This is a genomic window from Streptomyces sp. NPDC043876 (assembly GCF_056435825.1).
Genome location: NZ_JBWKDV010000002.1, coordinates 341,541 through 355,792, shown reverse-complemented (window position 1 = coordinate 355,792; position 14,252 = coordinate 341,541). Strand labels below are relative to the sequence as shown.

At 71.6% G+C, this 14,252-nt stretch carries 9 protein-coding genes; 8 read left to right on the top strand and 1 reads right to left on the bottom strand.

Going from position 1 to position 14,252, the window contains the following annotated elements:
* Nucleotides 1–157 precede the first annotated feature (157 nt).
* From AC0693_RS06765 to AC0693_RS06755, 3 genes are all read left to right on the top strand, one after another.
* Nucleotides 158–1,549 (top strand): amino acid permease, encoded by a 1,392-nt coding sequence (locus AC0693_RS06765; protein WP_356415331.1) that lies wholly within the window; start codon nt 158–160, stop codon nt 1,547–1,549.
* A gap of 115 nt (nt 1,550–1,664) precedes the next feature.
* Nucleotides 1,665–3,089, top strand: coding sequence for an amino acid permease (locus tag AC0693_RS06760; protein WP_478740762.1), 1,425 nt, complete (start codon nt 1,665–1,667; stop codon nt 3,087–3,089).
* Nucleotides 3,090–3,263: 174 nt separating this feature from the next.
* The gene (locus AC0693_RS06755) at nt 3,264–3,920 is read left to right on the top strand and encodes a superoxide dismutase (protein WP_478740763.1); all 657 of its coding nucleotides are present in this window, start codon (nt 3,264–3,266) and stop codon (nt 3,918–3,920) included.
* A 112-nt stretch (nt 3,921–4,032) separates the two neighbouring features.
* Here the strand turns inward: AC0693_RS06755 and AC0693_RS06750 are convergent, their stop codons facing one another.
* Complete coding sequence (locus tag AC0693_RS06750; protein WP_356404840.1) at nt 4,033–4,680, bottom strand: mycothiol-dependent nitroreductase Rv2466c family protein; 648 nt, start codon at nt 4,678–4,680, stop codon at nt 4,033–4,035.
* A gap of 146 nt (nt 4,681–4,826) precedes the next feature.
* Between AC0693_RS06750 and pepN the strand changes: the two genes are divergently transcribed.
* From pepN to AC0693_RS06725, 5 genes are all read left to right on the top strand, one after another.
* Nucleotides 4,827–7,385: an aminopeptidase N gene (gene pepN, locus AC0693_RS06745; protein ID WP_478801160.1), complete on the top strand. Its 2,559-nt coding sequence runs from the start codon at nt 4,827–4,829 to the stop codon at nt 7,383–7,385.
* Between the two features lie 297 nt (nt 7,386–7,682).
* Nucleotides 7,683–8,642 carry a hypothetical protein gene (locus AC0693_RS06740; protein WP_468463270.1) on the top strand — a complete coding sequence of 320 codons (960 nt, stop codon included), beginning with the start codon at nt 7,683–7,685 and terminating at the stop codon, nt 8,640–8,642.
* Nucleotides 8,643–8,727: 85 nt separating this feature from the next.
* The gene (locus AC0693_RS06735; RefSeq protein ID WP_478801159.1) at nt 8,728–9,294 is read left to right on the top strand and encodes a CGNR zinc finger domain-containing protein; all 567 of its coding nucleotides are present in this window, start codon (nt 8,728–8,730) and stop codon (nt 9,292–9,294) included.
* Nucleotides 9,295–9,567: 273 nt separating this feature from the next.
* A complete protein-coding gene (locus AC0693_RS06730; RefSeq protein WP_478801158.1) occupies nt 9,568–12,891 on the top strand; it encodes a S8 family serine peptidase in 3,324 nt (1,107 codons plus the stop codon).
* A gap of 228 nt (nt 12,892–13,119) precedes the next feature.
* Nucleotides 13,120–14,148, top strand: a complete 1,029-nt coding sequence (locus AC0693_RS06725; protein WP_478801157.1) for an aspartate-semialdehyde dehydrogenase — start codon at nt 13,120–13,122, stop codon at nt 14,146–14,148.
* The last annotated feature ends 104 nt before the right edge of the window (nt 14,149–14,252 follow it).

Here is a 14,252-nt window from a genome sequence, read left to right as displayed (position 1 = left end):
GCGGAGACAAAGCGGTGATCCCCCGCGTGGTGGGGATTCCACAACGAAAGGGCTCCCCGCATCCCGCCGCGGGGCCGAAGTGACCTGGGTCACCCGGCGCTTTGGCCGTCGGTCAGGCGTTTTGCGTCGCCGCGTCCCGCTCGGGGAGACTGTGGAAATGTCACAAGCACCCCTGCCGGAACTCGCTCCGGAGCCGGAACCCCTGGGTCACGGGCTCAAGCAGCGCCACCTGACGATGCTGGGCCTGGGCGGCGTGATCGGCGCCGGGCTCTTCGTCGGCTCGGGCGCGGGCATCACCATCGCCGGGCCCGCGATCGTCGTCTCCTACCTGCTCGCGGGCACCCTCGCGCTGCTGGTGATGCGGATGCTGGGCGAGATGTCGGCCGCCCTGCCCGCGTCCGGGTCGTTCTCGGTGCACGCGGAGCGGGCGCTGGGCCGCTGGGCCGGCTTCTCGGTCGGCTGGCTGTACTGGTTCCTGCTGGTGGTGGTCCTCGCGGTGGAGGCGACCGGCGCGGCGAAGATCGCGAACGGCTGGGTGCCGGGGATCGCCCAGTGGGCGTGGGTGCTGATCTTCATGGTGGTGTTCACCGCGAGCAACCTGGCGGCCGTGCGGAACTTCGGCGAGTTCGAGTTCTGGTTCGCGACCCTCAAGGTCGGCGCCATCGTGCTGTTCCTGGTGCTCTCCACCCTGGCGATCTTCGGCGTGCTGCCGGACACCGATCCGGTCGGCGCGGCGAATCTGACCGGCCGGGGCGGATTCGCCCCCAACGGCCTCGGCGGGGTGGTCGCGGGCATGCTCGCCGTCGTCTTCGCCTTCGGCGGCCTGGAGGTCGTCACCATCGCCGCGGCCGAGTCCGACGACCCGGCCCGCTCGGTGGCGCGCGCGGTGCGCAGCGCGGTGTGGCGCATCCTCTTCTTCTACATCGGCTCGATGCTGGTCATCGTGACCCTGCTGCCCTGGGACTCGATGAAGGCGGGCGCGAGCCCCTACGTGGCCGTCCTGGACTCGATCGGCATCCCGGGGGCCGGGCAGATCATGAACATCGTGGTCTTCGTGGCGCTGCTGTCCGCGCTGAACGCGAACCTGTACGGGTCCTCGCGGATGGTCTTCTCGCTGGCCGAGCGCGGCGAGGCGCCCGGGGCGCTGCTGAAGGTGTCGGGCGGCGGGGTGCCGCGGCGCGCGGTGTTCGCGTCGGTGGCCTTCGGCTTCGTATCGGTGCTGCTGAACCTGCTGTGGCCCGACACGGTCTTCCTCTACATGCTCAACGCGGTCGGCGCGGTGCTGCTGTTCGTGTGGGCGCTGATCGCGGTCTCGCAGCTGAGGCTGCGGCGCCGGATCGAGCGGGAGATGCCGGAGCGGCTGACGCTGCGGATGTGGTGCTTCCCGTATCTGACGTGGGTGGCGCTGGCGGGAATGGCGGCGGTGCTGGTGCTGATGCTGTTCGACGATGCGGCGCGGCCGCAGCTGCTGTGGTCGGGCGGCGCGGCGGTGGTGGTGCTGCTGGTGGCGTGGGTCCGGGAACTGCGGTCCTCCCCCGCGGGCGGATGATCACTTCGCGTGAAGGAGTCGTCCGCATGCTGGACGGGAAACGTCCGGTAATCGGACGGTAGGCAGACTGGTGCGCCGCACCCCGTCCACCCGCACACCGGACAGGCACACCTCCATGAGCCAGCGCACCGCCACCCCTTCCGAGCACCAGCAGCAGGGCCCGGCGCCCGGGGACGGCCCCGGATCCCCCCTCGGCAACGGCCTCAAGCAGCGCCACCTCTCGATGATCGCCCTCGGCGGGGTCATCGGAGCCGGCCTCTTCGTGGGCTCGGGCGCGGGCATCGCGGCCGCCGGTCCCTCGATCGTGCTCGCCTACGCGGCGTCCGGGCTGCTCGTGATGTTCGTGATGCGGATGCTCGGCGAGATGTCCGCCGCGAACCCCGCCTCCGGCTCCTTCTCCGTGCACGCCGAACGCGCGATCGGCCCGTGGGCCGGTTTCACCGCGGGCTGGATGTTCTGGATCCTGCTGTGCGTCGGCGTGGCCATCGAGGCCATCGGCGCGGCGCACATCGTGACGGGCTGGCTGCCGGGCACCCCCTCGTGGATGTGGGTGCTGATCTTCATGGCGGTGTTCTGCGGCGCGAACCTGGGCGCCGTCTCGCACTTCGGCGAGTTCGAGTTCTGGTTTGCCGCACTGAAGATCGCCGCGATCGCCCTGTTCCTGGGCCTGGGCGTGCTGGCCGTCCTCGGCCTGCTGCCCGGCACCTCCTCCCCCGGCGCGGCGAACCTGCTGCACGACGGCGGCTTCCTGCCCAACGGGACGGACGGGCTGCTCGTCGGCCTGCTGGCCTCGGTCGTCGCTTACGGCGGGCTGGAGACGGTGACCATCGCCGCCGCCGAGTCCGAGGACCCCGTCCGCGGCGTCGCCAAGGCCGTGAAGACCACCATGTGGCGGATCGCGGTCGTCTACGTCGGCTCGATGCTGGTGATCGTGACGCTGCTGCCGTGGCACGACCCGGCCGTCACCGGCGAGGGCCCGTACGCGGCCACCCTGAACCGGCTGGGCATCCCGGCCGCCGGCGAGGTCATGAACGTGGTCATCCTGATCGCGCTGCTGTCCGCGATGAACGCCAACATCTACGGCTCCTCGCGCATGGCCCACTCCCTGGTCTCGCGCGGACAGGGCCCCCGCGCGCTGGGCAGGCTCACCCGCGGGGTGCCGCGCCGCGCGGTCCTGGCCTCCTCGGGCTTCGGCTTCGTGACCGTGCTGCTGTCCTACTGGTACCCCGAGACCCTGTTCGCGTGGCTGCTGAACATGGTCGGCGGCGTGGTCCTGGTGGTCTGGGGCTTCATCGCCGTCTCCCAGTTCGTCCTGCGCCGCCGGACCGAGCGCGAGGATCCCGGGAAGCTCGTCGTGCGGATGTGGGGCTTCCCGTACCTCACCTGGGTGTCCCTGGCCGGGGTGGCCGGGGTCCTGGCCCTGATGGCGGCGGGCGAGGACACCCGGGTCCAGGTCCTGTTCACCGGCGGGCTCGCGGTCGCCCTCGCGGTCACCGGGTACGTCCGCCAGCGCGCGGCGGCGGCGCGCACGGCGGCGTAACGACCCTTCACGCACCACCCCGGAGGCCGGGTCCGCGCAGGTCGCGGACCCGGCCTCCGGCGTACCCGGGGCGCGCCGGAGCCAGGGGACCCTTAGCTGCCCGGGCAAACAGATACTGCTAGCGTGCAGTTGCGCATGTGTTGCAATAAGACACTGAGGGGACCGGATACCCGCATGGCCATCTACACGCTTCCCGAGCTGCCGTACGACTACGCGGCACTGGAACCGGTGATCAACCCGCAGATCATCGAGCTGCACCACGACAAGCACCACGCCGCCTACGTCGCGGGCGCCAACACCACGCTGGAGCAGCTGGAGGAGGCGCGCGACAAGGAGAACTGGGGCGCGCTGAACGGCCTGGAGAAGAACCTCGCGTTCCACCTCTCCGGCCACATCCTGCACAGCATCTACTGGCACAACATGGCGAACCCGAAGACGGACGAGGGCGGCGGCGTCCCGGACGAGAAGGACGGCCTCGGCGACCTCGCGGACGCCATCACCGCGTCCTTCGGCTCGTTCGAGAAGTTCCGCAAGCAGCTCACCTTCGCGGCCTCCGCGACGCAGGGCTCCGGCTGGGGCGTGCTCGCGTACGAGCCCCTCAGCGGCCGTCTGATCGTCGAGCAGGTCTACGACCACCAGGGCAACGTCGGCCAGGCCTCGGTGCCGGTCCTGGTCTTCGACGCCTGGGAGCACGCCTTCTACCTGCAGTACAAGAACCAGAAGGTGGACTTCATCGAGGCCATGTGGAAGGTCGTCAACTGGCAGGACGTGGCCAAGCGCTACGCCGACGCCAAGGCGAACACCCCGCTGCTGATCCCCGCCCAGGGCTGAGCGGCCACCGAGCCGCCCGCCTCGTGATCGTCTTCTCACCCTTCACGTGCGGGCGTTTCCACCGGAAGGCCCCCGCGAGGACGTGACTCGCGGGGGCCTTCCGCGTGCGCCGCTACGCGAAGTTCGGACCGACGGTACGGGTCCGCTTGATCTCGAAGAAACCGGGCGTGGAGGCCACCAGCAGGGTGCCGTCCCACAGCCGGGCCGCGGCCTCGCCGCGCGGGGCCGGGGTGACGACCGGGCCGAAGAAGGCCACGTCCTCGCCGTCGGCGCCGGGCACCGAGATCACCGGGGTGCCGACCTCCTGGCCGACCCGGTCTATGCCGTTGTTGTGCGAGGCCCGCAGGATCTCGTCGTACTCGTCGGAGTCGGCGTACTCGATCAGCTCGGCCGGCAGGCCGACGTCGGCGAGGGCGGCGGCGATGGTCTCGCGGCCGGCGCCCTGGTCCTCGTTGTGGAAGCGGGTGCCCAGCGCCGTGTACAGCTTGCCGGTGACCTCGCTGCCGTGCTTCTGCTGGGCCGCGACGACCACGCGGACCGGCTCCAGGCCCTTGGGGCCGAGCAGGTCGCGGTAGCGCTCCGGCAGCTCCTCCAGCTTGTTCTCGTTCAGCACCGCGAGGCTCATGACGTGCCAGCGCACCTCGATGTCACGGACCTTCTCGACCTCCAGCATCCAGCGGGAGGTCATCCAGGCCCAGGGGCACAGCGGGTCGAACCAGAAATCGACCGGGGTCTTCTCGGGCACCTGGGTGTCGGGCATGACTCTCCTCGCGGCGACGGGACTCGGGGGGGCACATCGGGGGCGCACCGAGGTGCACGCCCACGGACGCCAACCGCCCGGCGGTCCGGCGCATTCCCCGTGGGAGGATTCGAACCGAAAACGTGAACACGCACGAAGGAGTGCCCGTGTCCGGTGAAAACCTGTCCCGCGACGAGGCCCGCGAGCGGGCCGAGCTGCTGTCCGTCCAGGGGTACGAGGTGGTCCTCGACCTCCGGTCCGCCGTGGACGAGAACGAACCGGCCGAGGGGCCACGGACCTTCCGCTCGGTGACGACGATCCGCTTCCGCTCCGCGGTCCCCGGCGCCGCCACCTTCGCGGACCTGATCGCCCCCTCCGTGAACGCGGTCACCCTCAACGGCGCCGCCCTCGACGTCGCCGCCGTGTTCGACGGCTCGCGGATCGCGCTGGCGGACCTGGCCGGCGACAACGTCCTGGTCGTGGACGCGAACTGCGCCTACAGCCGGACCGGCGAGGGCATGCACCGCTTCGTCGACCCGGAGGACGGCGAGGTCTACCTCTACACCCAGTACGAGCCCGCCGACGCCCGGCGGGTGTACGCGAACTTCGAACAGCCCGACCTGAAGGCCCCGTACCGCTTCGAGGTGACGGCGCCCGAGGGCTGGCAGGTCTGGAGCAACGGCGTGGAGGAGTCCCGCGAGGGGGACACTCGCCGCTTCGCCGAGACCGCGCCGATCTCGACGTACATCACCTGCGTGGTCGCGGGCCCCTACCACTACGTCACGGACACCTACACGCGCGGTGACCTGACGATCCCGCTCGGCGCGATGTGCCGCAAGACGCTGGCCAAGCACTTCGACGCGGACGACGTCTTCCTGGTCACCAAGCAGGGGTTCGACTTCTTCCACGAGCACTTCGACTACCCGTACCCCTTCGGCAAGTACGACCAGGCCTTCGTGCCGGAGTACAACCTGGGCGCCATGGAGAACCCGGGGATGGTGACCTTCCGCGAGGAGTACATCTTCCGCGGCAAGGTCACCAAGGCCTCCTACGAGCGGCGCGCGAACGTCATCCTGCACGAGATGGCCCACATGTGGTTCGGCGACCTGGTCACCATGAAGTGGTGGGACGACCTGTGGCTGAAGGAGTCCTTCGCGGACTTCATGGGCTCCTTCTCGATGGTCGAGGCGACCCGCTTCGACAACGGCTGGGTCACCTTCGCCAACAACCGCAAGGCCTGGGCCTACCGCGCCGACCAGCTGCCCTCCACCCACCCGATCACGGCCGACATCCGTGACCTGGAGGACGCGAAGCTCAACTTCGACGGCATCACCTACGCCAAGGGCGCGGCCGTCCTCAAGCAGCTCGTCGCCTACGTCGGCCGGGACGCGTTCCTCGACGGCGCGCGCCGCTACTTCAAGGCCAACGCGTACGGGAACACCACCCTGGACGACCTGCTGTCGGTCCTGGCCGAGGTGTCCGGGCGGGACATGGCCGAATGGTCGCGGGCCTGGCTCCAGACGGCCGGCGTGAACGCGCTGACCCCGCTGGTGACCCACGACGCCGACGGGCGGATCACCGAACTCGCCGTGCTCCAGGAGGGCGACGAGCTGCGGCCGCACCGGGTGGCCGTCGGCCTCTACCGGTTGCAGGACGGCGCCCTGGTCCGCTACGCGCGCACCGAGGCCGACGTCGCGGGCGCGCGCACGGTGGTCCCGGAGCTGGCGGGCGCCGAGCGGCCCGACCTGGTCCTGGTCAACGACGACGACCTGACCTACTGCAAGATCCGCTTCGACGAGGGCTCGCTGGCCACGCTGCGCGCCCACCTGGGCGAGCTGACGGACCCGCTGGCGCGCGCGCTGTGCTGGTCCGCGCTGTGGAACCTGACGCGCGACGCGCTGATGCCCGCCCGGGACTTCCTCGCGCTGGTCCTGGCCCACGCGGGCCGGGAGACGGACGTCGGCGTGCTCCAGATGCTGCACGCGCAGGCGCAGAGCGCGGTCACCCACTACGGCGCGCCCGAGTGGCGCGAGCAGGGCGGCCGCGAGCTGGCGGCGGGCGCGCTGCGCGAACTGCGCCGCGCCGAGCCGGGTTCGGAGCACCAGCTGACCTGGGCCCGCTTCTTCGCGGCGGGCGCCGCGACCGAGGGCGACTTCCAGCTGCTGCTGGGCCTGCTCGACGGCAGCGCCCGGATCGACGGGCTGGAGGTGGACCAGGAGCTGCGCTGGGACTTCCTGCTGCCGCTGAGCGCGCACGGCGCGGTGGACGAGGGCGTCCTGGCTGCCGAGCTGGCGCGGGACGACACGGCGTCGGGCAAGCGGCACCAGGTGCGCTGCCTGGCGGCGCGGCCGTCGCAGGCCGTCAAGGCGCAGGCGTGGGCCGTGGTGGTGGAGTCGGACGCGCTGTCGAACGCGCTGGTGGAGGCGACGATCGCGGGGATGCAGCAGTCCTCGCAGCGGGAGCTGCTGGCGCCGTACGCGCAGCGCTACTTCGACGCGATCGAGCGGGTGTGGAGCGAGCGGTCGATCCAGATCGGCATGGACGTGGTCCGCGGGCTCTTCCCCGCCCTCCAGGACCCCGAGCCGACGCTGGCCGCGGCGGACGCGTGGCTGGCGGGGCATGCCGAAGCGGCTCCGGCGCTGCGCAGGCTGGTGCTGGAGTCGCGTGACGACCTGGCCAGGGCGCTGCGCGGGCAGCGCTGCGACGCGGCGGCCACGGCCCGCTGAGGCACCCCGGGGCTCCGCCCCGGACCCCGCGCCTCAAACGCCGGCGGGGCTGAATACGGCCACTGCCGCGGGGCTGGTTTGCCGCTCAGCGGCAATTCCAGCCCCGCCGGCGTTTGAGGCGCCGCCGGAGGCAACAGCCGCGCCCCGGGCGCCAGCCACAAGGGCTCCGGGGACCGCCGGCGGCACGGCGCCCCTATCGACACTCGAACGCCCGTACTTTAGCCCGGGCTTGTCCCGGTTTGTCGACGAGCGTGTAACAGCGGTTAGCGGGGCGGCCGGATGCGGAATCCCCGGCTCATGAACCACGACACGCCCCTCCCCCTCCGGCACCTCACCGGCAGCCGCCCCCGCGTCCTGACCCTCGCAGAGCTCCGCGAGCACGGCGTCACCGCCTCCGACGCCGCCGGGCGGCCCTGGCAGCAGATCCTGCCCGGGGTCTTCCTGCTCCACTCGGGGCCCGCGACCAGCGAGGAGCGGCTGCACGCGGCGCTGCTGTACGCGGGCCGCCGCGGCGGGGAGGTCATGATCACGGGGCTGGCCGCACTCGCCCTGTACCGGTTCACCTCCGCCCCCACCCTGCTCGCGCTGCCGCAGATCGACGTCCTGGTCCCCGGCACCCGCAGGCTCCGCTCCACCGGCTGCGCCCGGGTGGTCCGCGCGCAGGTCCCGCCCCGCCCCCAGGAGGTCACCGGGCTCCCGGTGGCGCCCGTGGCCCGCGCGGTGGCCGACGCCGTCGCGCAGCTCTCGGACGCGCAGACCGTGCGCCGCCTGCTGAGCGAGGCGGTGCGCGGCGGCCACTGCGAACCGGCCGCTCTGGTACGGGAGCTGACGGTGGGCCGGCTGCTGAGCCGTCCGCACGTGGTGGACGCCGTCGAGTCGCTCCTGGCGGAGGGGCGGGCCATCGCCGAGGACCGGCTGTACGACCTGGTGCGCCTGCACGGCCTGCCCGAGCCGCTGTGGAACGTGGACCTGCGGGTCCCCGGCGGCCCGCACCTCGGCGGAGTGGACGCCTACTGGCCCGACCAGGCGGTCGCGGTGGAGCTGGACACCCGGGCCCCGCGCCAGGGCGAGGACGAGGAGTGGTCGCAGTGCGCGCGCAAGCGGGACGCCCTGGAGCGGCTCGGGGTGACCGTCCTGCACCTCACCCCGCGCAAGCTGCGCGACCACGCCGAGCAGCAGGCCGCGGTGGTCCGGACCGCCCTGACGGCGGCGGCCGACCGCGAGCCTGCCGCCTACCTCGTGGTCCTGCCGCGGTGATCCCGAGCGGGCCGGCCGCTCACGTACGCTTGAGGGGATGGGCGCGGCGGACGGTACGGCGCCCCGCTCGGCCCCTGGAGCAGGCATGACGACGACGGACCCGCGGCCGCTGACCGGGGAACCGATCGCCCTGGACCTGCTGAACACCCGCTGGACGCGGGACGGGGTGCCTGTGGACCTCTTCGCCGGGGCCGGAGCCGCCGGGCTGACCCGGGTGGAGGGCGTGGCCCTCTGGCTGCGGTCGACCGGGCTCGACGACCGCTTCCGGGCGGACGCCCCGACCCTGATCCACCTGCTGACCGCGCGCGAGGCACTGGCCCGCGCGGTCGCCGACCCCGCCGACGAGGGGGCGCGCGCGCTCGTCGACGCGGTGCTGGAAAACGGCCGGATCCGGGTCACGCTCACCGCCCAGGGGCCCGGCGAGCGGGCCGAGTTCGCCGACCCGGCCTGGGGTCCGGCCTGGACGGCCGCCCGCGGCTACCTCGACCTGCTGGCCACCGCGCCCGGGCGGATCCGTAGCTGCGCCGGGGAGGACTGCACCCTGCGCTTCTTCGACGCCTCGCGGGGCGGCACCCGGCGCTGGTGCGCGAAGGGCGCCTGCGGAAACCGGGCGCAGGCCCCGCGCCACCCCGCGCGCACGCGCGTGCGCTAGAAGCCCGGAAACTGTCACACCCGGGCCGCGGCCGGGCCGCCGCCATGCGCTGACATCCGGTCAGCGAGTCTACAAATCGCCTCTTCACCGGCCTCGGTTGGTGCGGGTCTGCCCGCCTATGAGCCCGATGGCGCATACCCCGTGGTGGCGAATATCCGCCATGACAGGTCACGGTCAATGACAACCCTCCCCAAAGAGCGGTCACGTGCACCAAGCTGACCGGTCATCCGGCACCGAAATCCGGACCGTTTCTTTCACTACCCAGGGATGCTGATGACCCTCGAATCCCCCGGCCCCATATCCGGCTCGCGACGCGTGGCACGCGTCGCGGCCGCCGCGGGCCTGGTGGCCGCCCTCGCGGCCACCGGCGCGGTGCCCGTGTTCGCTGCGGGTGGCACCGTCGACCCGGCCGCTTCCGCAGCGGTCAAGTCCGCGGACCAGAAGCTCGGTTCCGCCGACGCCGAACTCCTGCAGCAGGCCCAGGCCAAGGGCGAGAAGACCGTCACCGTGATGGTGGCGACCGCCCCCGGCGAGACCAAGCAGGTGGCCCAGCAGCTGGACGCCGTACAGGGCGCCTCCGTGGGCCAGACGTACGACAAGCTCGGCTACGTGCGCGCCACGCTGCCCACCGACAAGGCGGACGCGGCCCTCAAGGCCGCCGCCAAGCTGTCGGCCGTGCACGGCATCGACCTGCGGCACGAGATCGAGCTGCCGGACCCGCGCCCCGACGCCAAGCAGGAGAACGCGGCGGCGCGCAAGACGGCCGCCGAGACCTACCCGGGGCCCGGCAAGGACACCCCCGCGAAGAACCCGTACAACCCGTCCTTCGAGACGGGCGCGGTCGACTTCGTGCAGCAGAACCCGCAGGCCGACGGCCGCGGCGTGACCATCGGCATCCTGGACTCCGGCGTCGACCTCGGCCACCCGGCGCTCCAGAAGACCACCACCGGCGAGCGCAAGATCGTCGACTGGGTGACGGCGACCGACCCGATCGCGGACAACGACGCGACCTGGCGTCCGCAGATCACCCCGGTCACCGCCGCCGGCGGCACCTTCACCGCGGGCGGCCAGAGCTGGAAGGCCCCCGAGGGCTCCTTCCAGTGGAGCCGCTTCAGCGAGTCGATCACCGCCGCCGGTGACATGAAGGGCGACGTCAACCGCGACGGCGACACCACCGACAAGTTCGGCATGCTGTACGACCCGGTGGCCGGCACCGTCCGCGTGGACACCGACCAGAACGGCGACTTCACGGACAACGAGCCGATGAAGCCGTACAAGGACGGCTACCAGGTCGGCTACTTCGGCACCGACAACCCGTCGACCGACGTCGCCGAGCGGATCCCGTTCACCATCGAGATCCGCAAGGACGTCCCGATGGACCCGTACGGCGGGGACTGGGTCGGCAAGAAGGCCGACTTCGTCAACATCGGCATCATCGAGTCCGAGCACGGCACCCACGTCGCGGGCATCACCGCGGCGAACAGCCTGTTCGGCGGCAAGATGAACGGTGAGGCCCCGGGCGCCAAGCTCGTCTCCTCCCGCGCCTGCTCCTGGTCCGGCGGCTGCACCAACATCGCGCTGACCGAGGGCATGATCGACCTCGTCGTCAACCGCCACGTGGACATCGTCAACATGTCCATCGGCGGCCTGCCGGCGCTGAACGACGGCAACAACGCGCGCTCCGAGCTGTACGGCCGCCTGATCGACACCTACGGCGTCCAGCTCGTCATCTCGGCGGGCAACGAGGGCCCGGGCGTCAACACCATCGGTGACCCCGGCCTCGCCGACAAGGTCGTCAGCGTGGGCGCCGCGGTCTCCAAGGAGACCTGGGCCGCCAACTACGGCTCCGGCGTGACCAAGAAGTACGCGCTCTTCCCGTTCTCCTCGCGCGGTCCGCGTGAGGACGGCGGCCTGACGCCGACCATCACCGCCCCGGGCGCGGCCATCAACACCACCCAGACCTGGCTGCCCGGCTCCCCGGTGAAGGAGGCCGGCTACACCCTGCCGGCCGGTTACTCGATGCTGCAGGGCACCTCGATGTCCTCGCCGCAGGCGACGGGCGCCAGCGCCCTGCTGATCTCGGCCGCCAAGCAGCAGCACCTCGCGCTGACCCCGGCGAGCCTGCGCATCGCGCTCACCAGCACCGCGAAGAAGATCGACGGAGCCTCCGCGATCGACCAGGGCGCCGGTCTGATCGACGTCAAGGGCGCGTGGGAGTCCATCCAGCGCGGTCCCAAGGCCAACGACTTCGCCGTCAAGGCCCCGGTCGACACCGCGATCGACCAGTTCCTGAAGACCCCGGGCTTCGGCACCGGCCTCTACGACCGCGAGGGCGGCCTCAAGGTCGGCCAGAAGAAGGTCTACGACGTCGTCGTCACCCGCACCACCGGCGTCAAGTACGGCACCCGCCACGACCTGACCTGGCGCAACAACGACGGCACCTTCAAGGTGGTCGGCGGCTACGACTACGTCACCCTGCCGCTGAACAAGCCCGTCACCATCAAGGTCGAGGCCAACGCGAAGACGGCCGGTGCGCACAGCGGCATCCTGCAGCTGGACGACGCCACCACCGAGGGCATCGACAAGCAGATCATGACGACCGTCATCACGGCGGCCCCGCTGGCGAAGCCGTCCTTCGGCCTCTCCGACACCTCTTCGGTGCAGCGCAACAGCACCAAGTCGTACTTCGTCACCGTGCCGCAGGGCGCCAAGACGCTGGAGGTCGCGCTCGGCGGTCTCACGGCGGGCAGCCAGACGCGCTTCATCTCGATCCACCCGTACGGCGTGGGCGTCGAGGACAGCGCGACCACCCAGTGCTACCCGAACTACGACAACCCGGCGAACACCTGCCGCCCCGACCTGCGGTCGTACGCGGCCCCGACGCCGGGCGTCTGGGAGATCGAGGTCGAGGCGCGCCGCACGTCGCCGCTGCTCGACAACCCGTTCAAGCTGGACGTCAGCGTCCTGGGCGCGGCCTTCGACCCGGCGGTCAAGGTGCTCCCCGAGGTCAAGCTGGGCACCCCCTCGCAGGTCCAGTGGACCGTCAAGAACGAGGGCGCGGCCATCACCGGCGGCAAGCTCAAGGGCGGCCAGCTCGGTTCCGCGAAGGTCGCCAAGCCGACCATCGCCAACGGTGAGGTCCAGACCTCGACCGTGACCATCGGCGAGGGCGTCTCGCGCCTGGACATCGGCATCGGCAACGTCTCCGACACCGCCGCCGACCTGGACCTCGAGGTCCAGCTCAATGGTGTCAAGGTCGCCTCGTCCGCCGACGGCGACTCCGAGGAGTCCGTCAGCCTGGCCAACCCGGCCGTCGGCACCTACACGGTGATCGTCACCGGTTACGCCGTTCCGTCCGGCTCCACCACCTACGACTACCGCGACGTGTACTTCTCGGCCGGTCTGGGCTCCGTCCAGGTCGACGAGGCCGCGGCCGTCAACCTCGCCAACGGCGCTTCGGCGAACGTCTCGGCGAACGTCCTGGTCAGCAGCGCGGCCCCCGAGGGCCGTCAGTTCTTCGGCCAGGTCCAGCTGCTCAACGGCCGCGGCACCGCCGCGGGCACCGGCAGCGTGCAGATCGAGAAGGTCCTCCCGTAGCGGTCGACCGGATCACGGCATGACGGAAGGGGCGGCGCTCTCGGAGCGCCGCCCCTTCCCCGTGTTCCCCGGGCCCCCGCCCGCCGCCGGGGCGCTCCCGCGGCCCGCCGCAGCCGTGCGCCGTCCGGACACCGTCCGTTCCTCGGACAATGGATTGGACAAGGCTCGTGGGGTCGAACGCATGATGGCCTCACGCGCGCCCGCGTCGTACGGACAAGAGGAGTCACCGTGAGGGTCGGAATCGTCGGAGCCACCGGACAGGTCGGCGGAGTCATGCGCGGCATCCTCGCCGAGCGGAAGTTCCCGGTGGACGAGCTGCGGCTGTTCGCCTCTGCCCGGTCCGCGGGCACCGTCGTGGAGTGGGAGGGCCGCGAGATCACCATCGAGGACGCCTCCGCGGCCGACTACTCCGGCCTGGACATCGTGCTGTTCTCGGCAGGCGGATCCACGTCCAAGGCGCTGGCCGAGAAGGTCGCCTCCCAGGGCGCCGTGGTCATCGACAACTCCTCCGCCTGGCGCCGCGACCCCGAGGTCCCGCTCGTGGTCTCCGAGGTCAACCCGCACGCGATCGCGAACCGTCCCAAGGGCATCATCGCCAACCCGAACTGCACCACCATGGCCGCCATGCCCGTGCTGCGCCCGCTGCACGACGAGGCCGGTCTGACCGCGCTGATCGCCACGACCTACCAGGCCGTGTCCGGTTCCGGCCTGGCCGGTGTCGCCGAGCTGGACGGCCAGGTCAGGGCCGTCGCCGAGGGCGCCGCCGGGCTGGTCCACGACGGCGGGGCCGTCGACTTCCCCGAGCCGGGCGTCTACCAGCGCCCCATCGCCTTCAACGTGGTCCCGCTCGCGGGCTCGATCGTCGACGACGGCTCCTTCGAGACCGACGAGGAGCAGAAGCTCCGCAACGAGTCCCGCAAGATCCTGGAGATCCCCGGCCTCAAGGTCTCGGGCACCTGCGTCCGCGTCCCGGTCTTCTCCGGCCACTCCCTCCAGGTCAACCTCCGCTTCGAGCGTCCGCTGAGCGTCGAGCGCGCCTACGAGCTGCTGGCGGACGCCCCGGGCGTCGAGCTCTCCGAGATCCCGACCCCCCTCCAGGCGGCCGGCAAGGACGCCTCGTACATCGGCCGCATCCGCGTGGACGAGACCGCCGACAACGGCCTCGCCCTCTTCCTCTCCAACGACAACCTCCGCAAGGGCGCCGCGCTGAACGCGGTCCAGATCGCGGAACTGGTCGCCGAGGAGCTCCGCGGCTGACCCCGCGCGCACACCCGGAGGGCGGCGCCGCCGTGGCGCCGCCCTCCCGTGCGCCGGTCCTCGGCCGATTTCGCCCGTGGATTACTCCGACGCGGTGACGCGTA